We start from the raw sequence: 23698 nt of genomic DNA, 5'->3' as shown, positions 1-23698 counted from the left end.
GTTGACATCAAAAAAGTTCACAAATCATAGTTTGATTTGTGAACTTGCAGATTTATTAATTTGTTTCTTGATATTGACTATTTGCTCCAAGTTTTTTAAAGTCTGGAATCGTTAACATGAATACCAAACTAATCAAGTACATCACTGTCAAACTCAACATGACTGTGGCGACATCATAGTTGTCCATAATCCAACCAATAACAACGGACGAGAAGGCACCTAAGGCGCGTCCTGAGCCCATGAGCGTGTTAGCAGCCGTTGCTCTAATTTCGGCTGGATACAGACGGCTAATGACAGCACCAAAGCCACCATACATACCATTAGAGAAAAAACCAACGACAGCGCCCAATATGGTTAACGTCCACATGTTATAAGCAAAGGTAAACGTATAAATCATAATCGCTGAACCCACTAAGAAAATAGCAAACGCCTGTCGTGGTCCAATTCTATCTAAAATAGTCCCAAATGTCATCATCCCAACTGCCATCCCCATAATAATTGGAATCATGCCTAAGTTCACATAACCGGCTGTCACAGTTGACGTTATCCCCAACTGTTTACGCATAATTGTTGGTAACCAGTTCATCAAGCCATAATAGCCAGATGTTTGGATGGTTAGCATAATGATCAACACGAATGATGTGTAAGCACGCTTTGGTGTGTTAGCGATAAATTTAAAGCTGAATTTCTTTCGACCTGATTTGTAGTCTGATTTCAATTGTTCAAATGCCGGTGTTTCTTTCAAATGCCGACGAACAATATAAACAACAATTAATGGTAAGAAACCAATCATGAACAAACCACGCCAACCAAAGGCTGGCATAATCAACGTTGCCAAGATGGCTGCTAGAATAGCACCCACTTGACCGCCAATTGCTGTAATTGAACTCATTCTACCGACACGGTTAGCTCGGAAACTTTCAGCAATCAACGCCATGCTGACACCATATTCACCACCAGTTACCATACCTAATAAGAAACGAGAAGCATAAATCGTATGTGCATTATCAAGAAATGCTAGAATGACCGTCGCAAATGTCACTAACATCACTGTATATGACAAAACACGTACACGGCCAATGCGATCAGCTAATATGCCAAACAGGACACTACCAAGTAAGGCACCCCAGTTAGACATGGCAGCAATAATACCACCTTGCGCCCCAGTAATGTGCAATTCTGCAATCATCGGTGCCAAAGCAAATGACAAAAATGTTGCATCCATGTGGTCTAATGTAAAGCCTAACGTTGTCGATCCAAGGACCACTTTTTGTTCGCTAGTCATCTTGCTCGACATTAAATTTTCTTCGGTGTTACTAGACTGACTCTGTGACATTATAATTCCCCTTCAAAATGATTGCTCACTGGCAACCTTTATTTTGTCCGTTAAATATTAAACCATAAATAACGATAAGAAGCAATTAAACGTTTAACATTTTTATTAAAATACAGACATCTGTTTCTTTTTAACTTAAACTAAAGCGGCTAAGTGCTTCATAACTTTATCATTATCTTGATTTTCTAATTTTTTTACTACAACAAAAAAGGAACCCTAGCTATGGTTCCCCTTAGTGCTTAAATATTATCAGCAATCACTTGATTCACTGCGTCTTTTTCTGATGCGATTAGTGCCACACGACTACTAATTACACGTGTATCCATTTTAATTTCACGAGTTAAGCCCGGTTGATCAATTTTTGGATTAAAGAAATTTTTAAATTCTTCTAGGCGTTGGTCTGTTTTCAAAACACTAGCAGCCACGGTAATGTAAGTCGTAAATTCCATATCACCACCAACTTTAGCTTCTAGCCAAGCCCAGTCTTGTCGTAGCCAATCCCAAGCAGCCTGTTCGCCATGTGCGTTACGCAAAGTATTACCAAACCATCCCCGCAAATCTTGTGGCTTAATCACATCCGTGTTTTTAAATGTTGCCACCAACTGACTGACAAGTTTTGGATCCGTGACACTCGTAATCGCTGCACGCAAATCTTGTTTGTACCCCGCGTCAGAAGTTTGGCGATAATTTAAGAGCAAGTCATCAAATAACGTTTGATTGCCATAATTTTGAACTTCATTACGAATAATGAACACACGTATTTCTGCTGGTAACTGCTTCAAATCACCCTCATGCGTTTTGAATAGGTCATGCGCCTGTGTCGTTGCAACACTATTCTCTGCGTACAATGAAGCTGAAACAATGTAACGACGCGTTAATTCATCATCTAATGATTCATTTTCCTTGGCATGCCAACCTAATCGTTCAAATTGCTGATGACTCAATTTATCATAGAACTGCTTCAAATTCTTTTCTTTATCAGAATCAGGTGTTACAAATTGACGTAGGTCTTGTGCAACAGTGTATAAAGCATCATTAACAATCTTAGAGTCACTGTTAGCAAAACGTACAAGTAACGGTACAATTTCTGCAAATGCGATTTGTCGTCCCTGCGCAAGTATATGCAAATCTTGAATAATTTGACGTTGCGTAATCGCGTCTAGTTGATCAACATTGACTAATATATCTTGTAAGAGCGTCGCGTCATAGTTGACAATAAAATGCGAATCATTGCTCATGTTGAGATAAAATGCTTCGCCAGCATCTCGTCGTAACGTCACATAATCACCTAAAACAACTTTTTGTTCAGTCATTATTTTAGGCACTGCCTCATAGTTACTGTTAACAGGTATTTGCCACAAACGATTAGCGTCTTTACCTTCACCAATGAAGAATTGTTGCTGTGTTAAAGTTAACTGCCCATTAATCACTTCAGCAGAAACAACTGGATAGCCTGGTTGTTCTAACCACGAGTTCATAATAGCTGAAACGTCTTGACCAGAGGCATCACCCAATGCTTGCCACAAGTCAGATCCAGTGGCGTTGCCATATTTGTGCGCAGCAAAATAATTTTTTAAGCCTTGACGCAAAGCATCATCGCCAATTAACGCACGCACCATCACCAACATACGTGCACCCTTTGCATAAACAATTGCGGCATCAAACAGCGAATCAATCTCAGCTGGGTGGTTAACTTGAACATGCACAGCTTGCACACCATCGGTTGCATCGCGGTGTAAGGCTGCTGGTACGTCAGATGTTTGGAACAATTCCCAAATGTGCCAATCAGGCTCAAGCGCATCAATAGCAACATATTCCATCATGTTGGCAAAACTCTCATTTAGCCACAAATCATCCCACCATTTCATCGTCACCAAATCACCAAACCATTGATGGGCGAGTTCGTGAGCAATCACTGTGGCAACAACCTGTTTAGCTTCCAAAGCCGTATTGTCTGGATCAAGCACTAAATATGCTTCACGATAAGTCACCAATCCCCAGTTTTCCATGGCGCCAGCTGAAAAGTCAGGTAATGCCAGTTGATTTGATTGTGCTAATGGATAAGGTGTTTGATAGAAATCTTCGAAAAATTCAATCGAACGTTTAGCGATATCTAATGCAAAATCAAGTGTTTTAGGGTCATGTGCCTTTGTCGCATAAACACCCACTTTAACCCCACTATCTGTTTGTGTTTGTTTGTTTTGTAACTCACCGAACGCAAAAGCAACTAAATAAGTTGACATTTTTACTGTGGTATCAAAATAATGGATATTATTTTCAACACGTAATTCCGGTGTGTTAGCCAATACTGTTTCGTCTGACTGTTCATCAAACTTAATGGCTAAATCAAATGTTGCCTTAGCCTCTGGCTCATCAATACAAGGAAATGCTTGGCGTGCAAAATTAGTTTCAAACTGTGTACCAATAATTTGCTTCTTTTCGCCATCAATCTCATAGTAAGACGGATAAATACCCATCATCGTATCCGTTAAAGGTGCTGTATAGTCAACGGTTACCTTTGTTTCCCCAGATTTTGGCAATGTGATGTTAAGCGCGTCTAGTTCATGGTCAATCAAAAATGGCACTGACTGGCCATCAACTTGTACAGCATGAACAGACAAATCTTTTTGATGCAACGCAATTTTTGACTTTTGCGCTATCCCTGAAATTGTCGTTGTTCCAGTAATTATTTTTGACGATCGATCAATATCCAAATATATATCATAATGATTTGGTTGGAATGTATTATAAAATCGTGTTAATTCAGCCATAATTTCTCCTTCAAATTGTTAGAATACTTCTATTATACACGTTTAAAATAAAAACGTCCCTCATCAGGAACGTTTAAAAAATAAGCATTAATTTAACTGATTCACAGCTGATTCTGGTTTTTCTCCCTGCAATACACGCACAATATCGCGTGTTGCATCAATTGCCATCCGTGCCTTTGTTTCAATCGTGTTAGACGCAATATGTGGTGTTAGTAAAACATTATCTAAGCCAACCAATGGGTTGGTTACTGGCAATGGCTCTTCTTCAAAAACATCCAGAGCAGCGCCACCAATGTCATCGTTTTTTAAAGCGGTCACTAATTCTGATTCAACAATAATCGCCCCACGCGCCATGTTAATTAAATACGCATCGTTTTTCATCATTTTAAATTCAGCTGTACCAATCGTGTGTATTGTTTCAGGTATTGCTGGTAAATGGATCATAACATAATCAGCTGTTTTAAAAATTGTCTCACGATCAACTATGTTAACGGTATCTGTCGATTTTGCAAATGGATCATAGGCGATTATTTTAACATCAAAGCCACTTAACTTTTTAGCGACCTGTTGCCCAATACGACCAAATCCAAGAATACCCACTGTTTTGCCTGCAATATCACGACCTGGATGTGCCTTACGATAATGCCAATTATCTTCATGAATTGCTGTTGCATTTTGATACAAATTTTTACTAATCGCTAATAATTCAGAGACGGCTGTTTCAGCAACTGAGCCAGACAAGGCTTTAGGTGTATTTACCACGTAAATACCACGCTTTGTTGCTGCATCAACATCAACCGCATCATAACCAACACCATTACGGGCAATTACTTTTAAATTAGGCATGCTGTCCATCATATTGCCATCAAAAGGCTGCGTACCAATCAAAACTGCAGATGCTTGAGCCCCTTCATTTTTCATTGTTTGACGTTCACGACCAGAACCAACACTCACCTCAAGGCCGGCATCAGTTAAAATTGTCTTGCCAACTGCCGGAATATCATCTGGTAAATATACTTGCTTTGTCATGTTTAATCCTCTTTCTGTTCTGATATTAAATATTGTGTCAACTCATCTGGTGTTGGATAGCCATCATTGTCACCCGTTGTTTGCACCTGTAATGCACCAACCGCATTACCACGTGCAACTGCTTTAGCCATTGGTAATCCTTCAATGAGTGCAGTAATCAATCCTAATGCAAAGCCATCCCCTGCACCAACCGTATCGACTACCTTTTTAACATGAAATCCTTTAACTGTATAGCTGTCGCCAGATTTATTTTTAACATATGCACCTTCTGGCCCAAGTTTTACCACAACAGTCTGCGTTCTGTCACTATTTTCCAAGTAAAAGTCAGCAATTTTTTCAGGATCACGTGATCCCATCAGAATTTCCCCTTCGTTAATACCAGGCAACACAATTTCACCATATTTAGCTAGATCATTAATGGTTTCAATCATCACCGCCTGTGATTCCCATAGTGCTGGACGTAAATTGGGATCAAATGTCGTTTGAATGCCTCGTGTAATAAGTTGCTCAGCAAAGTAACGAAATGCTTCTCGTGCCTGCATTGAAATAGCTGGAAAAATACCTGATAGGTGGGCCATTTTAACATCAGTAAAGTCAATATGATCAATATTTGATTTATCAAAATGTGCCGCTGCCGACCGACGTCGGAAATTAAACGTGGTTGGATCCCCTTGATCAACTAACTCTTTTAACTGAAAAGCGGTCCAGTTATTATCATCAGTTGAAATATATTGATTGCCCACATGATATTTCGATATTTCTTTGATGGCAAACTGCCCTAAGGGGTCAGCACCCACTTGAGAAATATATTCAGTGCTATGTCCTAAACGCGTGGCACCAATCATAACGTTAAGTTCTGCACCACCCAAAAATTTATAGTAATTAATGCTATCAACTAATCCTGCATTCAAATCAGTTGATGTAAAGGTAACAATTGGTTCACCTAATGTCAAAATTTCACTCATTTTATTCTCCTTAAACTGTTCGTTTTAATGTCCAAAGAAAGCAAACACTAATAATTCATTCACAATCGAGACTGCCCACATCACTGGAATACCCATTTTCAAATACTCTTTGGTTTCAAGTTTAGAATACGTCAATGCCCATGTGTTCCATGACTGAGTCAAGTCGATAGAAACCGCCATAATACTTGCTGTGTATAAGAGTGGTAACAAAAAGATTGGTGGGAATGTGCCAGTTGCTGCTAAAACTGCTGCCGTTGCTGCACCAGCACCCCAAACATGCAATGGTCCACGGAATAAGGCTAATGGTGCTAAAATACCCACGGCAATAGCCAAAACTAACGGGCTATGTGGCAAAATCACTTCAATAATGCCCTTAAAATGAGGCACATTAACAGTTGCTGCACCGGCAAACATAACCAATGCCATCAAAAAGATGATCAAACCAGAAATATCATTAATTGCTTGCGACACAGTTTTATTAATAAACGCAACTAAGCCAGTATAGGATTTCATTTGACCAGTTAACAGTAAAGCAATAATTGTTGCTAACAATAACGCCGGAATCGCATCCCAGTGAAAAAACATGTTTAGGGCAACTGGTATGATTGGTACAATGAATGTCACTGGATGTGTCCGCTTGAATGCAACTTGGTCATTGGTAGCAATCGTTTCAATTTTACCGTTTTTAATACTTTTGCTATGCACTAAAATAAAAATAATCACACCAATCAATTGGACACTCATGGCTGTTAAACCAAAAACCAAATAGTTACCAGAAAAGTTAACTGAAGGAAAAAAAGCTTTAATTTGATTAAATAGTACCACGTTGATATACATTGGCGCACCAATGGCCATTGTAAATGCTGGAATAGCGACTTTTTTAGGGACACCAATTGATAACAGAATCGGAATCAAAATAACACCGATTGCAATAACTGACCCCACGCCATAAGCTGATGAAAAAATCAAAGCCGTAACTAATACAACCAAAATAGCTGCAAGAATTGGCGCCTTACGACCAACTTTTTCGGTTTGAGCAGAGATGGACCCAGCAATACCAGAATCCACTAATACGCGACCAAACCACGAACCAAACACAATATATATAATTGTTGGCCCATAATTGAGTGCTGGTTTCGCGATAACATCTTGGATTACGACATTAAAGGGAATCAAGCCAATGACTGACCATAGTAGCGCCATAATGAAGAACCCGATGACTAAATTGCCACCTTTAACAATATAATAGATAAATCCGACAAACGTCAGTAACAGTAAAATACTAATAATAATATTGGTCATCATATACCTCAATTAAACACTTTAAGTGCTTGAATACCATCAAGAATGGTCTGTTCATTTGCAGTTGGATACTCGATAGCTACTGGGACATCTTGTGGTAATATATGCATAATTTCATGCCATGCAATGTCACCATCGTTTAATGGCACAGTAACTAACTGATCGCCAACACCTTTATCGTCTTTGACATGAATGTATTTGACATATGATGATAATTGTTTTGCTGCTGTCATCTCGTCTTCCCCTACATATCGCCAATTCCCCATATCATAAACATAACCAATAGCAAGATTTGCGGCATGAGCTGCGACCATAAATTTTTCAATGGCGCGCATTTTACCAGATGTCTGCGTCTGGTCGTTTTCAATATTTGTTTGAATCCCCATTTGCAATAACTTTTCTAATGTCGCAATATCTTCTGGCAATAAAATATCAAAGTCTCCCGTATTGAACTTGATGACAGTCACACCTAGCTGAATGGCCTCATCATAATATTGACTCAACTTTGGATTAACGCGATGATTAACAAACACGTCATCAGGTACCGAGTAAAAAAGACGTAGATTTTTAATTTTAGCATATGCTGATATTGCCGGTGCTTCTGCAATGATGTTGTCGAAGTATTCACGCCGTAACTCAGCAGAATTAACACCAAAACCAACGACTTTTTTTAACATATCTAATTGTTGTTCACCCTTTTCGCGGTCGGATGCAAATACTAAATGGTTCAAAACAATTTGTGATTTTTCCATGATACACTCCTTAATATTTATTTAAATCTGCAACATGTTTCAATAACGCATCAAAGCCTAAGTCTGATAAATCAGGTGATTGTGATTTATCAAAATTTTTGCTTTCAATTTTATTGAATTTTTCAGCAAGAAAATAAGCAGACAGATAAGCTGCTAACTCTTTTTTAGCCATGCTCTCGAGTTCTTTTTCATCAAAGTCAAAATTGACAGATGCAATAAACTGTAGGGCAAATTTCTCAGGATTAATACTCATTTTTTCTTTTGTCATCATTTATCCTTTTTTAGTTTAACGTTTTCGGAAACCGGTTTACAAAGTCTATTGTAAACGCTTCCAGATTTTTGTCAAGCCCTTGTTTTTAATTTGGCGTATAATATCTTCATGGATAAAAAAATCACAATTAACGATATTGCTGCAAAAGCTGGCGTTTCAAAAACAACAATTTCTCGTTATTTAAATGATAAATTCGACAATATGTCAAAAGCAACAAAAGTTCGTATTGAACAAACAATTGCTGAACTTGATTATCGTCCCAACAGACAAGCCCAAGCCTTGAAAGCCCGTAATTCTTTTTTAATTGGCGTCTCCGTGGCTGATATTTCGAATATGTACACCTCTCGTTTGCTAAAAGGTATTGGTGATTATTTTCAAAAAACACATTATCAAGTTTTAATCATGGATGCTGATAACAATATTGATCGCGAATTAAGTAATTTAGAAAAAATGATGACAGAGCAAGTAGATGGTATTATTTTGCAACCATTAGTTCATCAACCTGATCATTATCAATTTTTGATCAATAATAAAACACCAGTGGTACAAGTCGATCGTTACACCGAACCGTTTACTTGGCCAGCTGTTGTATCTGATAATTTTCAAAAATCAGTTGATCTCGCCAAAATATTTAAGACAAAGCATTACGATACAGTCATCGTATTAGCCAATAAGATTACTGGTGTGTCAAGTCGTATGAATCGCTACAATGGTCTAAAAGCTGGGCTGACTGGAAGCCAGATAACAGTTCATTTAATTGAAATTGATGATTCCAATTGGCAATCAATTTTAACCGCTACCCTAAATGCTAATCAACGGACAGCTATTTTTGCACTTAATGGTCAAGTACTATGGTCTGCTGTTCGTTTCTTAAAATTACAGCAGCTACGTGTGCCAGAAGATATCGGCTTGATTGGCTACGATGATGACCAATTTGCAGACATGATTTCACCAGCAATTGCTTCTATTTCACAAAATCCGCAAGAAATTGGGCGTACCGCTGCTGAAAAATTAACTATGATTATGAATGAACATGGCCTGTTGCCTAAAAACATCCGCATTCCGTCTACGATTCAATTGCGCGATTCCTTATGATGAACTAAACAACGTTTTCATGTCAAAAAAGCGTCCTTTTGTGGTGGCTATTTAATATAATAGACCGTATAAAAATTAACAAGGAGTAACATGACTACTTTATATACCTTAGCTTTATTATTGATTGGTGTCATTGCGACCAATATTATTAAAGAATTTGTTCCTAAAATACCTGAGGCTTTTATTTTAATTGCTGTTGGTGTTGCCATGTCATTGACACCAATTTTTAAAAATTTTGAACTTGAACCTGAATTTTTTATGTTAATGATTATCGCCCCAATCATGTTTATTGATGGTCAAAAACAATCATTTGCTAAAATAAAAAAACGTTTTGAAGGTATTTGGCTATTATCGGTCGTTTTAGCCGTCGTGACGACGCTTGTGGTTGGTATCATTACCAATCACATTGAAGTCACTTGGACACTACCTTTAGCTATTACCTTAGCTGCTATTGTCACGCCTACCGATGCAGTCGCTGTTAAATCATTAACAGCAGGCACTGACATGCCTGAAGGCGTTGGCGAGGCATTAGAACTCGAGTCACTTTTTAATGATGCTACCGGCCTGGTCATGTTAGATTTGGCGCTATCAGTTTTATCACAAGGTACTTTTTCCGTTGTTCATGGCTTAGAACATTTTTTCTTCGTGGCAGTTGGCGGTGTTCTTGTTGGTACAATTCTTGGATTTCTTATTGTGGCATTACGTGTTAATTTACAACAGCGCGCATCAAACCCAGAAACAACCATCATTCCTATTAGTTTGTTAACCCCATTCGCTGTCTATTTACTCGCTGAACACTTAGGAACGTCTGGCATTTTAGCAGTCGTGGCAACTGGCATGGTGCATAATTGGGAGTCAAGTCGCTTACGTTTGACTTCGACAACTGTACAATTAACCTCGCGTACGATTTGGCAAACCATTGCAGATGTGTTAAATGCTGTTGTTTTCTTAATTTTAGGTGTTTCTTTACCTGGCGTTTGGTTATCAATCACAAAAATTGGTTTGTCTGGCACATTACAACTCGTGGCATTGAGTGTTTTGATTTATGTCATTATGCTGGTTTTACGATACTTTTGGGCTTTACGCGACAGTAATGATAGACAAAATCATCATAAACCAAGCAGCTTTGCATTATTTTTTGGCGATCGTAATGATAAACAACACAAATTTTATGCCCGTATTTTCGCTATTAGTGGTGTTCATGGCACTGTAACGTTAGCCATGGCTTTTTCTTTACCTTACAAAATTGCAGGTCATGCATTTCCCTACCGTGAAACACTCATTATTGTGGCAACCTTAGTCATTTTAATCAGTATGCTTGTTAGTGCCATTGTTTTGCCATTACAATTACCTGCAAAAATCGAATCATATACAACAGTTGATTTCAACCAAACACGTGATAAAATGATAGATTACGCCTCACTAAAAATTCTTGATCATGTATCAGATCATGATATCCGTGAAACCCTGTCAACGCAACTTCAATCACAAAAAAATAAATTGTTCATGATGGATGATAGAAAAAGCGCTTCATCTCAATTTCTTGACTTACTAGCAGATACACAAGATTTTGCTTTGATGTACATTCGCAATGATTCCGTCACTAAGATTTACAGCGCCAACACAATTAATATCTATGCTAAGATTTTACAACACACTCGCAATATTGGTCCCAAGCAAACGAGATCGTTCAAGCACCAACTTAAACGCACTTTACGTCGATACGCTCGCGAATCAACTTGGCACCTTGCAAATGGCGTTATTACACGTGCGCAACGCAATCGTTTCCGAAAAAATAAATTAAAGACTGATCCCACATTTGCTGCCAACATCAAAAAATGGACTGACACACGTGATGGGCTCATAGCACTCAATATCGACCTGACTCATGCTACAGATACCTATTTGGATGATACATTACGTGACCGCCTTGCCAGCCAGCAAAGTGATAATGACCACATTTATTTCGTTCGTGAAACAATGAATCGCTTCTTTAATCGCGTAAAACGTGACTATAAGCACGAATCTGTCCCCGTTAATAGTTCCCTTTATATTCAAGCATTCCAATATGAATACGACTTTGTACAACAAGGTGTTTCCGAAGGTACTATTGTCCAACCCATGGCAAGTGCGCTTTACAAAGAAATTAATCAGGCACAAATGTTACAATTAGATCAAACTGAACAATTGGCTACAGATGAGTACGTAGAATCGAAAGTATAATGTTTCGTCAATAAAAAATAAGGACATTCATGTTTGATTATCATGAATGTCCTTATTTTTGTTAAGATCATATAGTTCTTTATACGCAATCATTATTTTCTATCAGAATAAAAATATCTATTGATTACAATTGACATCACGGTCATAATAATTGTAAAAATCAAACTATCAATTACCGTGTCATGAAAGTTGAACTTTTGTTTAAACAGCAAAGAAAATACAAAAATACCTATAAAATATACAATTGCCATCACCATACTGCCTATGGTTTCTCTTAGAAATATTTTTTTCATATTAATTTTCCTATACATTATTGTTAGATATCAATAGATATCAATAAATATCTAATAATATTAAATTTTAAATTAATGATGCGTTGCAAAATAACCTGCTGTACTGATATAAAATCCACCTACAGCACCAATGCCTGCTCCTACAACAACTCCTTCTCCTGTCCACCAAGATCCCAAAGCCCCCTTAGTAGCACCTCCAGCTGTACCGGCAGCAACCGTCGATAAATATCCTCCCATATTTGGCTTAGCACCCCCATGTATCAAAGATAAATTTTGTTCACTGATAAAGTTAACATTGTTCATGGCATTTTCTCCCTTGTTAAATAATTAATTGTGTGATCCCAAATAGGTAATCGTTGAGCCATAAAATCCAGCAGTTCCCCAAATTCCCGCTCCAATAACCATACCTTCTGGTCCAGCTAAACGACCATTCCAAGCACCTTTTAGCATTCCAGTAGCAGTTCCAATAGACGTAGATGCAAGATACCCTCCTATACTACCCTTAGCTCCTCCAAAAATTTGTGATAATTCTTGTTCTGACAACTTATTCATAAATATCCATTACTCCTTCTATAGGTTATCTTATATTATATACAAGATAACTTATAAAATTTCGGACAATATGTCCGAAATTTCACTTTCAAAAAATCAAGTTATCAACATCTGTGTTCAGAATTTCAGCTAATTTGATTATTGTATCAATGTCAGGCACCCTAGAGCCTTTTTCATACTTCGTAATTGTTGATAAACTAACATTTAACATGTCCGCTAAATCTACCCTTTTAAATCCAGCAGTTAGTCTTAGTACTTTAAGGTTAACTGCTATATCTTCAGAGCTGCCACCACAAATGTTTGCTAGGTCTCTTTCAGTCAGTTCACAAAAAACAGAGTTGTCAATCATGTTAATCCCCCTAATATTTTTAGAATATGCCATATACAATTCTATTTCCTATATTGAAGTTTTGGTACATTCAGTCTTTCTAAAAAGTACAGCAAACCTTAATATTATCCACCTAAACCATCATTTTTATACCCAAGATTCAATACGCGTCGCCAATTCTGCCTGCGATTGCGCGCCATCAAGCCAGATTAATCCTGGAATTTGATGTCTCAGATACGTTAACTGGCGCTTGGCATACCGCCTAGAGTCTTGCTGCATTTTTGTTATAGCTTCATCCAGCGTTATGTCACCATATAAATATGGAAAAAATTCTTTATAACCGATTGCTTTTCCCGCTTGAATATTTTCACCGCCAGCATTTAAAATGCGGTTTGCCTCTGTTAGCAAACCAGCATCAATCATCGTTTGCGCGCGTGAATTAATTCGCTCGTATAATATATCACGTGACCAATCAATGCCAACAACTAACGCATCGTATTTAGGGCGCATCGTTTTTTTGACATGCGCCCCATGACGAGCAATTTCAATTGCTCGAATGATCCGCTGTTTATTATGTTGATCAACTTTATTTGCTAACGTGCTATCAAGCCTCTGTAATTCACTCATAAGATCAGACAAGTCACGTTGTTTTAAGTCAATCACTTCTTGTGCGTCACTTGCGACAAAATCAAGCGGTTGCTCGCCTAGCAATGCTTTGACATAAAAGCCTGTTCCTCCTGCGATAATCGGCAATTTACCACGTGACACAATATCCACAATCGCCGCATCAGCACGAGCAACAAAATCAGCCACCGAAAATTGGTCGGTCATACCAATAATATCTATCAAATGATGGGGTACTAGTTTTCGTTCAGTCAAGGTGACTTTTGCTGTGCCAATGTCTAACTCACGATAAATTTGCATCGCGTCAGCTGAAATGATTTCACCGTTAAATTTTTGTGCCATGGCAATGGCTAGGTCACTTTTCCCCGATGCAGTCGGTCCCGCAATAACGACTAGTTTAGTCATGTTCATCCCCTTGAATTTCTTGACGTATTTTAGTAGCTAATGCCACTTGGTTTGTGATTATTCCCCGTAAACCAGCCTTAAAAATACGACGCATATCTGCCTCGTTATCAACCGTCCAGGTTCTCATGTGCACGTTAGGTCGCCAAAAAATATTTGGTTTATTTTTTAAGACACGAATATCTGAATGAATATAATCAAAGACACCTCGCCACTTCAGCCAATAAACTATTGGCGTTGCCCAATATACCAACGCCGCAATGTCCGCATTTGGCTGTAATTTTCGGACAATTTTTAACGAATTTAAATTAAAACTTTGATATAGCACATGGTATTTTGGTTGATAGGCGTCCACTTTATCCAATATTTCTTTTTCAATACCTGGGTAAGCAACATGATCTGTTTTTATTTCTAACATTAATGTCTGCTCAAAATTTTGTGTACGCAAAAAAGCCAAAAACTCATCAAAAGTTGGAATTGTCACACCAATCATTTTTGGTTCTTTATAACTACCAGCATCTAACGATTTAATTTCAGCTAACGTCATATCTTTGACAAATCCAGTCCCATTAGTTGTGCGATCAACTTTTTCATCGTGAATCACTACCAGATGCCCATCTTTAGTCCGGTGAACATCCATTTCCAACATATCTGGTTGATAAGCTAAAGCTGCTTCGAAAGCTGGCAAGGTATTTTCCGGTGCTACGGCACGGTAGCCACGATGCGCAATAATTTGTGTTTTATTCATCATAACTTAATTATACTAAATTCATTTACAAATGCGTCAAAATAGTTGATAATAGACTTTAAGAAAACTTAAGAAAGAGGTTGTTACTATTATGAAATCATTTAAGTCAGGTATTATTGTTGGTATTTTAAGTTCAGTTGCTGTCGCTGCTGCCACAGCACTAAGCTACCGCCATACAGTGATTAAGCCAGCACAAGAAGCCGAAGAACATCATGAAGAAGTATCAAAACAAGCAATTCGTCGTAGTGTTGCAGCACATCAATCACGCTACTAAAATCAACCATAAAACCTGTGACTTACCAATAAATTTTGATAAGTCACAGGTTTTTTTGAGTAGTCATTTATTCTTTTACAACTGATTAATAAATTCTAACACAACTTGATTAAACATCTCTGGCACTTCAATATGCGGTATATGTCCTGCACCATCAAAAATAACATACTGCCCATGTTTGGTCATTTTGGCCGCTAATTCAGCATGCTTAGCAGGCCATAATGGGGACTCACCACCGGCTAAATAAAGATGTGGTGTACGTTCACGACGCACCACATCCCGCCAATCTTGTACAGCACTATTTAACAATAATGGCATGTTAAATTGGAAATCAAAAGGTTGATAATTTTCACCGATTGCCCGTTTGATGTCATCTGAAATTTTCAACCGCGTCAATTTTGTATGTGGTAACTTTTCAATTGCCTGCATAAGTGTCCCCATGTCAGCATCAAAAAGTCCAAAGGGCCATGTATCATCCTGTAACATCGTTGGAACTTGATCTTCAGTAATCACAGCGCTAACACCTTCATCACCAAATAACGACAAATAAGCCCAAATCGTGCTTGCTCCCATGGAATGGCCTAACAATATTGGCTTTTTTAACTGAAGTACGGATATCAATTCTGCTAAATCTTTGCCATGCCGTGACAGACGCATCCCGTAATTAACCGTATCACTTTTACCATGATTACGGCGGTCATAGGTAATAACCTGTAACCCATTGGCTACTAAAACGTCAATTTGTGCTACCCATGTTGCCTGATTACCAGAATAACCTGCAACGAGAATTATCGGCTGTCCCAGCCCATATATATTATAGTCAATCGTAACATCATCAGTTGTTGTAAATTTTGCCATGTTTATTCCTATCTAAATAAAGTTGCCACAATTGTGACAACTTTATTTTATCATGATTATTTAAAAGAGCATTGTGATTTAAATATGAATTGGTAAACCATCAGCCAATTCCGCAGTGTCCATAATTGCTTCTCCCAATGTTGGATGTGGATGAATTGTTAATGCTATATCATTCGTAGTTAACCCATTTTCAATTGCAAGTGACAATTCAGAAATCAAATCTGATGCACTTGGTCCAACAATTTGACCACCCAGTAGCGCATGTGTCTCCTTATCACTAATGAGTCGAATAAAGCCAACTGTTTCATCCATGGAAATAGCACGTCCGTTACCGGCAAACGGAAATTTTGAAATTTTAACATTCAGTTTTTTGTCTTTTACTGAATCTGGTGTTTCACCAGTTGTTGCTAATTCAAAATTAGTGTACGCCACAGCTGGTAATGAATAATGTAAATCATGGGCTTGTGGGTCTTCTGCAATTGCACCAGCCGCAATTTTTGCTTGAAAGCTCGCTTTATGCGCAAGCTGTGGGCCAGCAGTAATATCTCCAATCGCATAAATATGTGCAACGCTTGTTTGCATATTATCAGCTATTTCAATCACACCACGATCTGACAACTTAATATCCGTGTTATTCAGTCCGACATCATCCGTGTTCACACGACGTCCAACTGCCACTAGCAAATATTCACCAGTAACTGTTTGTTCTTTACCGTCAACCTCATAAGTCAATGTCACATCATCTACTGTTTGTTCTGCTGATTTAGCAACTGCAGATGTCACAATCACACCACCACGACTTGTGAAGTCGTCTAATACTGGCTTCGTCATTTCGTGATCAAAGCCGTTTAATGTGTGATCTAAACCTTCAATAATTGTCACTTGTGTCCCTAAATTAGCATAGGCCCCGCCTAACTCGGAACCAATCACGCCACCACCTACAATGATCAATTTTTTTGGTATAGCAGTTAAATTCAAAGCCCCCGTTGAATCAATAATACGACCGCCAAAAGGCATGTTAGCTAATTCTACTGGGCGAGAGCCAGTTGCTATAATCGCATTATTAAACTGTAGTAATTCATGTCCATCTTCTTGTAACACATTGAGTGTCGCATTATCGTTAAATCTTGCTTCACCTTTAATAACTTCTACATGATGCTTTTTGAGTAACATATCAACACCACTAGTCAACGTATGAACAACCTTATTTTGTTTCCAATCTTGAACTTGATGCCAATCAAGTGCCGTTCCAGTCGTCGTTAAACCAAAAGGTGTTGGCGACATTGATTTACGATAATGATGTCCTACATTAATTAAAGCCTTTGAAGGTATACACCCGACATTCAAACAAACACCGCCAATCGTATCGCGTTCAATAATAGTAACTTTTTGGCCTAACTCAGCTGCACGAATTGCAGCCACATAACCACCAGGTCCAGAACCAATCACTACAGTATCAATTTCACGTGCTTGTGCACCGACAACCATGATTAAACCTCCATTAACATATAAGCAGGATCAGCCAATAATTGCTTCAAATAATTCAAGGCTGATTGCCCTAACATACCATCAATTAAACGATGATCATAACTGAGAGATAACTTCATATTTTGACCAATCGCAAGATCACCCGCTTCATTGACAATAGGTTCCTTCAAAATCGAACCCAGTCCCAAGATAGCAACTTCTTTACCGCTAATAATTGGGGTAAACAACGTGCCACGTGCTGACCCTAAGTTAGAAATAGTAATCGTCCCACCTTGCATTTGCTGAGGTCGAATAGTCCCAGTACGAACCGCCTCGGCGAGTTCAGCAATTTCTGCAGCAATAGTTAAAATTGACTTCTGATCCGCATGTGCAATCACTGGTACATACAGTCCTGATGGTGCACTAACTGCTATCCCCATATTAACATCATCATGATAGATGACTTCTTGTGTTGCCATATCTAGACTCGCATTCAATTCTGGGAACTTTTTAGCTGTGGCAGCTAACGCCTTCACAACATATGCTAAATACGTCAATCGAATGTCATCATTAGCAGCTTGCGCTTTAAATGCTTGACGATGCGCCACCAACTTACTAACCTCAACAGAATCAAAATTAGTAACCGTTGGAATTGTCGTATTTTGTGTGCTCATTGCTTTAGCAATTGCCTTACGTACTGCTGTTAATGGTTGACGTCCCTCTCGCAATGGTTCAGGTGCAGCAGCCAGAGGCGCATCATTCTTTGTGGCGATCGCTTCTTTTGGCTTAATAGTTGGTTGTACGTTAATTTCCGTTGTTTCATCAATATCTTGGAAATTTTCAACATCGGACAAAGTAACATGACCATGTCGACCACTAGGTATAACTTTTGTCAGATCAATTCCTTTTTCATGAGCCAAATGACGAACCGATGGCATGGCCAAAACATGGCCATTAACAACTTGTACGGTTGTTTCTGCTTGTGTACTTGTCACAGTTGGCATTTGTGCGATTTTATTTTCTGGCACTGTTTCAGAAACTGGCTTTTTTTCCACCGTGTCGGGTTGCTCTTCACTGACAGAATCACCACTACCATCGCCATCAAATTCAATTAAGGAATCACCCACTTCAACAGTTGTACCCGCTTCAACAAATAACTTAGTCACTTTACCACCATAAGGTGATAAAATTTCCTGAATCAATTTATCATTTTGAACTTCAGCAACGGGATCATCCATAGCAACAACATCTCCGACCTTAATAAGCCATGTTGTAATATCTCCTTCAGCCATACCTTCGCCAATATCAGGCATCTTAAAAATCTCAGTCATAATTCACAACCTCCATTACCTTGGCCACAACATCATCAGATTTAATCATCCAATCATTTTCTGCCTGTCCAAAAGGATACACTGAATCTGGTGCTGCAATACGCCCAATTGGCGCTTTTAAACTCAAAATAAATCGTTCCGAAATTTCACTCATAATACTTGCACCAATACCAGCCATACGTTGTGCCTCTTGAACAACAACAACTCGACCAGTTTTAGTAACCGTATCACCAATACTTTGAATATCCAATGGCGACACCGTACGTAAATCTAACACTTCGGCCGAAATACCATTTTTATTTAATTCATCTGCCGCTTTCAAAGCAACTGGTACACCACCACCGTAAGAAATAATTGACACATCTGTACCTTCATGAACAATTGCTGCCTTATCTAGCGGTGTTGTATAGTATCCTTCAGGTACCTCACCTTTCATTGAACGATACAAATGTATATTTTCCAAAAAAACAACAGGGTCGTTAGATTCAATGGCACTCAAGAGTAACCCTTTTGCATCTGCAGGATTAGCTGGCATAACCACACGAATACCAGGAACCTGAGCCACCATACCTTCAAGATTATCTGCATGCATTTCAGGTGTTTTAGTACCACCACCATAAGGTGATCGTACAACAATAGGCATATTACGTGTACCATTAAACCGGTATCGATTACGAGCCATCTGACCAGCAATAGAATCCATCACTTCAAACACAAAACCAAAAAATTGAATTTCCATAATTGGCCGATAATCTTGTGTCGTTAATCCAATGGCTAATCCGCCTATACCTGATTCTGCCAAAGGCGTATTGAAAACACGGTCTTCACCATATTTTGCTTGTAAACCATCTGTCGCTCGAAATACACCACCATTTTTACCAACATCTTCACCAAAAACCAAAACATTATTGTCTTTTTCTAACGCTAAGTCCATCGCTTCACGAACCGCATCAATATAACTTTTAACAGCCATGTTACTTTCCCTCGCTTTCAAACTTGGTAATTTGCTCAACCATTGCATAGCTTGGTACTTCAAGTGTATTTTTGATAAAGTCAGAAATTTTTTGTTTAGAAACCTTATCAGCTATCTTAATTTGGTCATCAATCAGGGCATTGACTTCAGTGATGTAAGCTGTTTCTTTATCTTCATCCCAAATACCTTGGCTGGTCATATATTGACGCATGCGAATTAATGGCTCTTTTTTCCAAGCAGCATCAATATCAGCTTGTGTGCGATAACGTAATGGATCATCACCAGCAGTTGAATGCGCCTCTAAGCGGTTAGTGAGCGTTTCAATCAAGACAGGTCCTTTGCCGCTCGTTGCCCATGCTCTTGCTTCCTTTGAAGCCAAATAAACCGCAATAGGATCGTTGCCATCAACAACAATACTAGGTACACCTGCAGCCCAACCTTTTGCAGCCAAATGCGATGCAGCCGTCTGCATCGCACGGGGTGTTGAAATAGCGAAACCATTATTTTGTATAAAGAAAACGGCATTCGCCTTATAAGCACCAGCAAAATTAACGCCTTCATAAAAATCACCTTGTGATGAACCACCTTCACCTGTATAGGCATAAGCAACAGCGTCCTTTTGACGCTTTTTCATGCCAAGTGCAATACCTGCCGCCTCCACATACTGTGCACCGATAATAATTTGTGGCATCCATGAATTAACTGGTTTTCCTTCTTCAGTTGTAAACACATTACCCAATGCATGCCCGCGCGACCATAAAATCGCTTTCCAAATTGGCCATCCTTTAACAACAATTTGAGGAATGTCACGATAGCCTGGCATTAACCAATCATCATCTTTAAAAGCATATGATGACGCCATTTGAGAAGCTTCTTGTCCAGCAGTTGGTGCAAAAAATCCAAAACGTCCTTGCTTTGCCAACTTAGTTGAACGAATATCTAGTTGCCGACTTAATAACATACGCTTGATTATAGTTATAAAATCTTCTTCGGTTAACTGTGCCCTTTTCAGTGATTCATTATCAACAATTTCACCATCACTGTCTAAAATATGCAATATTGGAAACACATCATCTTGTATCTGTATTTGATTATCGAAATCAAGAATTTCCTTATTTGCTACAACGACATCACGCATTAGTCTCTACCTCATCTTTCTGAAAGAACGTTTTTAGCAACTCATCATTGGTAATGCTACCAAAATATTGACCATCCTTATTTTTCTCTAAAATATCAGCAATATATTCATATGTGAACGGTACATCAATCAATTGTGACTTCATCTCTCGCCAGTCACGAACTCCTAAAAAATCACCTGTAAAATTAATGTCTGTTATCTTACCATCATGAACATCAACTTGAACATCAATACTACCACCATTGAATTTGGCATGATTATTATACATAAATTCTGGACTTTGACCATAATTCCATGACCACTGAGAAAACTTTTCATCCCGCAACGTTAAAATATCGGATTTTTGTTTAGCATTTAATTTATATTCATCGTCTTGTCCCTCATTCGTCAAATAATAAGTCAACTGTTCAATAAATTTGTCAATCGTCAAATCTTTTGGCGCATAGTCCTTAATGTTACCAACACGTGATCGAACCGATTTAGCAGCCTTAGATATAAATTTTTCATCGGCAACGTTCAATGAGCGAACCATAGCATCCACATCAGTGTCCCAAAGTAACGTACCATGGTGCATCAAATAGCCACCAGCATAACGCTGTGCATTACCTGACACTTTTTTTCCTTCAATTTCCAAATCATTTCTGCCAGATATATCTACATGGATACCAAGCGACTCCAGTGCATCAGCCATAGGCTGAACAAATTGATGAAAATCAACGCGTGCACTGCTAGAAACAGGGACAAAGAATGTAAAGCAAATATTTCCTAAATCATGATAAACCGCACCACCTCCAGATACGCGTCGTACAACCTGCACGTTATGTGCATCAACATAGTCAGCATTAACTTCAGAAAATGTATTTTGATTCTCACCAACGATAACAGCACGTTTATTTTGCCACAAAGAGAATACAGGCTCTTTCGGTTTTAAATTTTTTAACAACCAAGCGTCCATGGCAATATTTGTGTAGGCATCTTGATTAAAATAATTAATATATCGCATAAATAACACTCCTTAAATTGTAACCGCTTACATATTACACCTTTTATTATACACGCTTTTGATAAAAAATAACTATAATTTTTTAGACAAAAAAACACTTAGAAAAATCTAAGTGTTTTTTACTTCAATATCAGTTATTTTGTAGTTTTACCATCATATCGACTAAAACCACCGCGTAAAATAAATATGTTACTTTTATGATAACCTTGCTTTTTCAAAGACTTACCAACACGAGCCACATCACGTAATCGTTCGTCATATAAGAAAATGTCACGGTCTTTTCGTAACCCAGATTTTCCCTGTAAAAAATTGGTCATTGGTATATTCCGCGCACCCATTATATGCGAACGCTTATATGCAGCAGACTCTCTCACATCAATAATTTGGCCGTTTTCATTTGATATTTTGTCTGTAAAATCAACAGGTTTAAGCAATACAGCACTATTTTTTGCAGATAAAAACACCCACAACCAACTTCCTAAAGCAATTAAACCCCACACAACAACAACTATAATGACAGTTGTTAATAAATTCATAACTCACCTCTTCTAATCACGCCAATTTCTATATTATACGACACACTCATTTAAAAATATTTTTTATTTGGGCAAGTGCATCTTCACGCATAACTATTTCGCCATGCTCACTTAGCACATCTTTTTTAATAGCACTTTCTGAAGCAAATTCAATCGCAAAAGATTTTTGATCTTTAATTTTTTCCAGTGTCATTTTATCAATTGGAAATGTCAATACAAGATAAAATGTATCATTATATCGATATAAATCAGACAACGTATTTTTTATTTGATTTATTTTTGAAATTGCAATAATTGACTCAAAATCTAAAAGTTTTAAAACTAATTCAGAATTCATAGCACTATCAGAATTTGTTGCTACTTTGTTTGATTCAGGGCCATTCGAACTAACTATACTATCGTCAGTTTGTTGTAATTCAACACGTCTTTCATCGCTAACATCGTCAATGTTTTCCGATTTATTTTTTGCATAACTCATTAAGTTGTTAATAACATCGCCTACTTGGTTATCATTATCTAATCTTGAAATAAATAATTCCAATCCATTACGATTAGGTAAAATTTGAAAACTAACTTGATCATCATCACTAAAATCATGATCAACATCAACCTCAGATAAAATATTATAAAAAAAAGACTCTATTTTATCGTGATCCCCTAGCAATTCCATAACAGAAATACCACGTTCCTTTAAATCAGTATTTTCAATCATGACACGAATTGTATTATCATTAATTCTTTCCATTTCCATAATTTAATAGCCGCCTTTCATATCAATTTTAAAAATTATTATGGCAAAACTAGCTGAAGCTAATTATTCTCTCTCAACTACTAAATCTTTTGCCTTTTCTTCAAAGTCCGCCTTAAATGTTGCACGAATAAGTTCACGCTGACGTATATCACGAGGTAGAAAACGACGTATTTCATCATCATTATATCCAACTTGCATGCGATGATCGTCCATAATAATTGGTCTCTTCAGCAAAGAAGGGTTAGCCACTATCAGTTCAATAAATGTATTAGTAGAAATACTATCAAGGTCTATATTCAATTTAGAAAATATTTTTGAGCGCTTAGAAATAAGCTCTTCTGTCCCATCTTCAGTTAATCTAAGTATTTCTTTAACTTCTTCAGCACGCAGTGGTTCTTTATTCACATCACGCTCAATATAAGGAATATCATGATTGCTTAACCACAATTTTGCTTTTCGGCAAGAGGTACAACTTGGTGATGAAAATAGTGTAACCATAGCCATAGAATAATGCCTCCTTAAATACTAATAAGCTAATTATAACAAATTTTCTTAAGAAAGTATATGGCCTTAAATTACCAACAAAAAAAGCACTCTTTTCAGAGTACTCCCTATGTACGGCACCGCATCTTCCTATCCTCGCAGCCAGCGATCCGGCAACTACTTTCGGCGTGAT

24 protein-coding genes are annotated in these 23698 nt (G+C 37.9%); 3 read left to right on the top strand and 21 right to left on the bottom strand.

The window, feature by feature from the left end; translation table 11 throughout:
- Positions 1 to 55: 55 nt before the first annotated feature.
- The 7 genes from K5Q14_RS02135 to K5Q14_RS02105 form a co-directional block, all read right to left on the bottom strand.
- Complete coding sequence (locus K5Q14_RS02135; protein WP_220734192.1) at positions 56 to 1336, bottom strand: MFS transporter; 1281 nt, start codon at positions 1334 to 1336, stop codon at positions 56 to 58.
- A 239-nt stretch (positions 1337 to 1575) separates the two neighbouring features.
- Positions 1576 to 4107, bottom strand: coding sequence for a M1 family metallopeptidase (locus K5Q14_RS02130; RefSeq protein WP_220734191.1), 2532 nt, complete (start codon positions 4105 to 4107; stop codon positions 1576 to 1578).
- Between the two features lie 87 nt (positions 4108 to 4194).
- Positions 4195 to 5136, bottom strand: a complete 942-nt coding sequence (locus K5Q14_RS02125; RefSeq protein ID WP_220734190.1) for a phosphoglycerate dehydrogenase — start codon at positions 5134 to 5136, stop codon at positions 4195 to 4197.
- Positions 5137 to 5138: 2 nt separating this feature from the next.
- On the bottom strand, positions 5139 to 6101 hold the full coding sequence (locus tag K5Q14_RS02120) for a sugar kinase (RefSeq protein WP_220734189.1): 963 nt from the start codon (positions 6099 to 6101) through the stop codon (positions 5139 to 5141).
- Positions 6102 to 6125: 24 nt separating this feature from the next.
- Complete coding sequence (locus tag K5Q14_RS02115) at positions 6126 to 7403, bottom strand: gluconate:proton symporter (RefSeq protein WP_220734256.1); 1278 nt, start codon at positions 7401 to 7403, stop codon at positions 6126 to 6128.
- An 8-nt stretch (positions 7404 to 7411) separates the two neighbouring features.
- The gene (locus K5Q14_RS02110) at positions 7412 to 8155 is read right to left on the bottom strand and encodes a sugar phosphate isomerase/epimerase family protein (RefSeq protein WP_220734188.1); all 744 of its coding nucleotides are present in this window, start codon (positions 8153 to 8155) and stop codon (positions 7412 to 7414) included.
- 10 nt (positions 8156 to 8165) lie between these two features.
- Positions 8166 to 8423: a hypothetical protein gene (locus tag K5Q14_RS02105; RefSeq protein ID WP_220734255.1), complete on the bottom strand. Its 258-nt coding sequence runs from the start codon at positions 8421 to 8423 to the stop codon at positions 8166 to 8168.
- Positions 8424 to 8534: 111 nt separating this feature from the next.
- Here K5Q14_RS02105 and K5Q14_RS02100 point away from each other — a divergent pair, with 111 nt between their 5' ends.
- On the top strand, positions 8535 to 9521 hold the full coding sequence (locus K5Q14_RS02100; RefSeq protein WP_220734187.1) for a LacI family DNA-binding transcriptional regulator: 987 nt from the start codon (positions 8535 to 8537) through the stop codon (positions 9519 to 9521).
- Between the two features lie 90 nt (positions 9522 to 9611).
- Positions 9612 to 11744: a cation:proton antiporter gene (locus tag K5Q14_RS02095; protein ID WP_220734186.1), complete on the top strand. Its 2133-nt coding sequence runs from the start codon at positions 9612 to 9614 to the stop codon at positions 11742 to 11744.
- Between the two features lie 365 nt (positions 11745 to 12109).
- Here K5Q14_RS02095 and K5Q14_RS02090 read toward each other — a convergent pair whose 3' ends face one another.
- From K5Q14_RS02090 to K5Q14_RS02070, 5 genes are all read right to left on the bottom strand, one after another.
- Complete coding sequence (locus tag K5Q14_RS02090; protein WP_220734185.1) at positions 12110 to 12340, bottom strand: Blp family class II bacteriocin; 231 nt, start codon at positions 12338 to 12340, stop codon at positions 12110 to 12112.
- Between the two features lie 24 nt (positions 12341 to 12364).
- On the bottom strand, positions 12365 to 12589 hold the full coding sequence (locus K5Q14_RS02085) for a hypothetical protein (protein ID WP_220734184.1): 225 nt from the start codon (positions 12587 to 12589) through the stop codon (positions 12365 to 12367).
- Positions 12590 to 12677: 88 nt separating this feature from the next.
- Positions 12678 to 12971: a helix-turn-helix domain-containing protein gene (locus K5Q14_RS02080; RefSeq protein WP_246587519.1), complete on the bottom strand. Its 294-nt coding sequence runs from the start codon at positions 12969 to 12971 to the stop codon at positions 12678 to 12680.
- Between the two features lie 93 nt (positions 12972 to 13064).
- Entirely contained in the window at positions 13065 to 13946 is an 882-nt protein-coding gene (miaA, locus tag K5Q14_RS02075) for a tRNA (adenosine(37)-N6)-dimethylallyltransferase MiaA (protein ID WP_220734183.1), read from the bottom strand.
- Positions 13939 to 14694: a glycerophosphodiester phosphodiesterase gene (locus K5Q14_RS02070; protein ID WP_220734182.1), complete on the bottom strand. Its 756-nt coding sequence runs from the start codon at positions 14692 to 14694 to the stop codon at positions 13939 to 13941. The genes miaA and K5Q14_RS02070 overlap by 8 nt, the downstream gene beginning before the upstream one ends.
- Before the next feature lie 88 nt (positions 14695 to 14782).
- On the opposite strand from K5Q14_RS02070, the gene K5Q14_RS02065 reads away from it, so the two are divergent.
- The gene (locus K5Q14_RS02065) at positions 14783 to 14965 is read left to right on the top strand and encodes a DUF3042 family protein (RefSeq protein WP_220734181.1); all 183 of its coding nucleotides are present in this window, start codon (positions 14783 to 14785) and stop codon (positions 14963 to 14965) included.
- A 75-nt stretch (positions 14966 to 15040) separates the two neighbouring features.
- Here the strand turns inward: K5Q14_RS02065 and K5Q14_RS02060 are convergent, their stop codons facing one another.
- The 9 genes from K5Q14_RS02060 to spx form a co-directional block, all read right to left on the bottom strand.
- Positions 15041 to 15823, bottom strand: a complete 783-nt coding sequence (locus K5Q14_RS02060; protein WP_220734180.1) for an alpha/beta fold hydrolase — start codon at positions 15821 to 15823, stop codon at positions 15041 to 15043.
- Between the two features lie 78 nt (positions 15824 to 15901).
- Positions 15902 to 17311 carry a dihydrolipoyl dehydrogenase gene (gene lpdA / locus K5Q14_RS02055; RefSeq protein ID WP_220734179.1) on the bottom strand — a complete coding sequence of 470 codons (1410 nt, stop codon included), beginning with the start codon at positions 17309 to 17311 and terminating at the stop codon, positions 15902 to 15904.
- A gap of 2 nt (positions 17312 to 17313) precedes the next feature.
- Positions 17314 to 18621 carry a dihydrolipoamide acetyltransferase family protein gene (locus K5Q14_RS02050; RefSeq protein ID WP_220734178.1) on the bottom strand — a complete coding sequence of 436 codons (1308 nt, stop codon included), beginning with the start codon at positions 18619 to 18621 and terminating at the stop codon, positions 17314 to 17316.
- A complete protein-coding gene (locus K5Q14_RS02045) occupies positions 18614 to 19594 on the bottom strand; it encodes an alpha-ketoacid dehydrogenase subunit beta (protein ID WP_220734177.1) in 981 nt (326 codons plus the stop codon). The genes K5Q14_RS02050 and K5Q14_RS02045 overlap by 8 nt, the downstream gene beginning before the upstream one ends.
- A 1-nt stretch (position 19595) precedes the next feature.
- Positions 19596 to 20732 carry a thiamine pyrophosphate-dependent dehydrogenase E1 component subunit alpha gene (locus tag K5Q14_RS02040; protein WP_220734176.1) on the bottom strand — a complete coding sequence of 379 codons (1137 nt, stop codon included), beginning with the start codon at positions 20730 to 20732 and terminating at the stop codon, positions 19596 to 19598.
- On the bottom strand, positions 20725 to 21735 hold the full coding sequence (lplA, locus tag K5Q14_RS02035; RefSeq protein ID WP_220734175.1) for a lipoate--protein ligase: 1011 nt from the start codon (positions 21733 to 21735) through the stop codon (positions 20725 to 20727). The genes K5Q14_RS02040 and lplA overlap by 8 nt, the downstream gene beginning before the upstream one ends.
- 134 nt (positions 21736 to 21869) lie before the next feature.
- Entirely contained in the window at positions 21870 to 22271 is a 402-nt protein-coding gene (locus tag K5Q14_RS02030; RefSeq protein ID WP_220734174.1) for a rhodanese-like domain-containing protein, read from the bottom strand.
- A gap of 46 nt (positions 22272 to 22317) precedes the next feature.
- Positions 22318 to 23022 (bottom strand): adaptor protein MecA, encoded by a 705-nt coding sequence (locus K5Q14_RS02025; RefSeq protein ID WP_220734173.1) that lies wholly within the window; start codon positions 23020 to 23022, stop codon positions 22318 to 22320.
- Positions 23023 to 23085: 63 nt separating this feature from the next.
- Positions 23086 to 23520 carry a transcriptional regulator Spx gene (gene spx, locus K5Q14_RS02020; protein WP_220734253.1) on the bottom strand — a complete coding sequence of 145 codons (435 nt, stop codon included), beginning with the start codon at positions 23518 to 23520 and terminating at the stop codon, positions 23086 to 23088.
- Positions 23521 to 23698: the final 178 nt, after the last annotated feature.

Origin of the sequence: Leuconostoc inhae (genome assembly GCF_019656015.1) — a bacterium.
Lineage (GTDB): Bacteria > Bacillota > Bacilli > Lactobacillales > Lactobacillaceae > Leuconostoc > Leuconostoc inhae_A.
Note: the sequence above shows the minus strand (reverse complement) of the source record. Positions and strands in the feature narration are given on the sequence as shown.

Coding starts and splice junctions, on each gene's coding strand:
- K5Q14_RS02105 (WP_220734255.1), bottom strand. CDS start 8,423: ATGACAAAAGAAAAAATGAGTATTAATCCTGAGAAATTTGCCCTACAG.
- K5Q14_RS02125 (WP_220734190.1), bottom strand. CDS start 5,136: ATGACAAAGCAAGTATATTTACCAGATGATATTCCGGCAGTTGGCAAG.
- K5Q14_RS02080 (WP_246587519.1), bottom strand. CDS start 12,971: ATGGCATATTCTAAAAATATTAGGGGGATTAACATGATTGACAACTCT.
- K5Q14_RS02045 (WP_220734177.1), bottom strand. CDS start 19,594: ATGGCTGTTAAAAGTTATATTGATGCGGTTCGTGAAGCGATGGACTTA.
- K5Q14_RS02025 (WP_220734173.1), bottom strand. CDS start 23,022: ATGGAAATGGAAAGAATTAATGATAATACAATTCGTGTCATGATTGAA.
- K5Q14_RS02115 (WP_220734256.1), bottom strand. CDS start 7,403: ATGACCAATATTATTATTAGTATTTTACTGTTACTGACGTTTGTCGGA.
- miaA (WP_220734183.1), bottom strand. CDS start 13,946: ATGACTAAACTAGTCGTTATTGCGGGACCGACTGCATCGGGGAAAAGT.
- K5Q14_RS02085 (WP_220734184.1), bottom strand. CDS start 12,589: ATGAATAAGTTGTCAGAACAAGAATTATCACAAATTTTTGGAGGAGCT.
- lplA (WP_220734175.1), bottom strand. CDS start 21,735: ATGCGATATATTAATTATTTTAATCAAGATGCCTACACAAATATTGCC.
- K5Q14_RS02090 (WP_220734185.1), bottom strand. CDS start 12,340: ATGAACAATGTTAACTTTATCAGTGAACAAAATTTATCTTTGATACAT.
- spx (WP_220734253.1), bottom strand. CDS start 23,520: ATGGTTACACTATTTTCATCACCAAGTTGTACCTCTTGCCGAAAAGCA.
- K5Q14_RS02110 (WP_220734188.1), bottom strand. CDS start 8,155: ATGGAAAAATCACAAATTGTTTTGAACCATTTAGTATTTGCATCCGAC.
- K5Q14_RS02040 (WP_220734176.1), bottom strand. CDS start 20,732: ATGCGTGATGTCGTTGTAGCAAATAAGGAAATTCTTGATTTCGATAAT.
- K5Q14_RS02030 (WP_220734174.1), bottom strand. CDS start 22,271: ATGAATTTATTAACAACTGTCATTATAGTTGTTGTTGTGTGGGGTTTA.
- K5Q14_RS02100 (WP_220734187.1), top strand. CDS start 8,535: ATGGATAAAAAAATCACAATTAACGATATTGCTGCAAAAGCTGGCGTT.
- K5Q14_RS02065 (WP_220734181.1), top strand. CDS start 14,783: ATGAAATCATTTAAGTCAGGTATTATTGTTGGTATTTTAAGTTCAGTT.
- K5Q14_RS02120 (WP_220734189.1), bottom strand. CDS start 6,101: ATGAGTGAAATTTTGACATTAGGTGAACCAATTGTTACCTTTACATCA.
- K5Q14_RS02135 (WP_220734192.1), bottom strand. CDS start 1,336: ATGTCACAGAGTCAGTCTAGTAACACCGAAGAAAATTTAATGTCGAGC.
- K5Q14_RS02050 (WP_220734178.1), bottom strand. CDS start 18,621: ATGACTGAGATTTTTAAGATGCCTGATATTGGCGAAGGTATGGCTGAA.
- lpdA (WP_220734179.1), bottom strand. CDS start 17,311: ATGGTTGTCGGTGCACAAGCACGTGAAATTGATACTGTAGTGATTGGT.
- K5Q14_RS02060 (WP_220734180.1), bottom strand. CDS start 15,823: ATGGCAAAATTTACAACAACTGATGATGTTACGATTGACTATAATATA.
- K5Q14_RS02070 (WP_220734182.1), bottom strand. CDS start 14,694: ATGATGAATAAAACACAAATTATTGCGCATCGTGGCTACCGTGCCGTA.
- K5Q14_RS02095 (WP_220734186.1), top strand. CDS start 9,612: ATGACTACTTTATATACCTTAGCTTTATTATTGATTGGTGTCATTGCG.
- K5Q14_RS02130 (WP_220734191.1), bottom strand. CDS start 4,107: ATGGCTGAATTAACACGATTTTATAATACATTCCAACCAAATCATTAT.